1 protein-coding gene and 2 pseudogenes are annotated in these 1551 nt (G+C 58.4%); 2 read left to right on the top strand and 1 reads right to left on the bottom strand.

The window, feature by feature from the left end:
- Positions 1 to 277 precede the first annotated feature (277 nt).
- Positions 278 to 486 (bottom strand): annotated as a pseudogene (locus tag BG61_RS41195) (transposase); the annotation flags it as partial.
- A gap of 379 nt (positions 487 to 865) precedes the next feature.
- Here BG61_RS41195 and BG61_RS38385 point away from each other — a divergent pair.
- Both BG61_RS38385 and BG61_RS43835 read left to right on the top strand, forming a co-directional pair.
- Positions 866 to 1045, top strand: a complete 180-nt coding sequence (locus BG61_RS38385; RefSeq protein ID WP_051673112.1) for a DUF2934 domain-containing protein — start codon at positions 866 to 868, stop codon at positions 1043 to 1045.
- A gap of 162 nt (positions 1046 to 1207) precedes the next feature.
- Positions 1208 to 1551 (top strand): annotated as a pseudogene (locus tag BG61_RS43835) (hypothetical protein); the annotation flags it as partial.

Genomic DNA, 1551 nt, shown 5'->3' with positions numbered 1-1551 from the left:
ATCCCGAGTGCAATCCGTTGCTGCCGCTGTGGCATCACGCAAAAGAAAGCAAGGTGCCGGGCGCAAAGTCGATTCCCGTTAGGATCGTCGCACCGGCATGCGTCAGTCAACGACCGCCAATCGTCACGGGTTTCACGGGTTGACGGCCGGCCGAAACGCACTTGACGCGAGCAACTCGCCCACGTGTTGCGCAAAATTGGAGCTCCATCTAACTAGGAGACGATCATGGAATTCGACTACAAGGGATTCCGGATTGTCGCATCCGATCGGGGAAGACGATTTGGTCGGCTGCGCGTAACCGCGCAAGCAGCACCTTGTGCAACTGGTACCAGACGCCTGCCTCCTTCCGGTATCACGCGGGCGGCGCCAGCAACTCATGCCGCTGCCGCAGCCCATCTTGCGTGGTAGTAGATCCCAACGCAGGCCTGTCTGAAAGACGAAGAGGATGCCCGTGAGCACCGCACGATTGTCGAGCGGCTTACGCCCGTGGAAACAATGAAAAGGTTAACAGGATTCATCGAGCGCAAACAGCCCATTCGTCGATTTTGTTAAGCGTTCTAAGAGTGATTACGGTCTGAATGCGGTGAGAGCATGGTGGGCCACACCATGTGGCACACTTTTTGGTATAGGTGACCAGCCAGCGCAGATCGTTATCGCCTTTTCAGAAGACGAAGCAATGCTCATTCTGACGACGGCCGAGAATGAGGAAAAGAAATTAGCATAGTCGAGCCGTGACGAGCGAAAAACATTCGTCCGAGCCCGACACGTCGCTAGGTTTCTTCTGCTGGTTTTATAGCGGTGCTGCCACCGAAGTCGCGGGTCTGGCCGCACTTCGATGTGCGACATTCATAAACGAGGGATCGGAATGAAATCGCAGACATTGGAAGAACGCATTCGCATCAAAGCCTACGAGCTGTGGTTGGAGGATGGCAGTATCGAGGGCTGTGCGGACGAGTACTGGCATCTAGCGCGTCAGATGATCGAGGCCGAGCTAAGCGCCGAACGCGCGGAGACTTTGCGATCCGGGGAGGGTGACGTCTCCTGATTCGCGGCATTTGTATCGTCGCGCTGAAAAATGGACAGTGTCAAGCAGAACGTCCGGTCGTAGTTGGGCATGGATGTCGCTCGGTTCGCGTTGTCAGCGGGAAATTGATGGCGTCGCTCTTCTGGTTGTCGCTGGCTTTGCGGCGCCGACCGGACGAAACCATTGTCGCCGCCCAACACCGCGAACCCGAACGGAGCGCGCGCTGGCACGGCGTTTTTCGGCGGCCCGAAATCCACAGGCGGGATCAACGGACTCCAGGCCGAATACGCGCGCACCGCGTTGGCCAACAGCAGCCTCGTCAAGCTGCCTGATAGCATCGACGTCGATCGGCCGGCTAGCGGGCCGGCAGGAGACTGCGCGTCAGCAGGGGGTGCGGAGATCAGCAATGTCGACGAGGAGAATCCAGTCGAAGCGGTATTGACGCTGACGCGCGGAATGGGGCATGCTGCGCATCCACTCCGACAGCACAAGGCGGCCCAGCGTAAGCGTGGCGCCAGCAACGTCTT

It is taken from the genome of Caballeronia glathei (genome assembly GCF_000698595.1).
Taxonomy (GTDB): domain Bacteria; phylum Pseudomonadota; class Gammaproteobacteria; order Burkholderiales; family Burkholderiaceae; genus Caballeronia; species Caballeronia glathei.
This window is presented reverse-complemented; position numbering and strand designations above follow the sequence as displayed.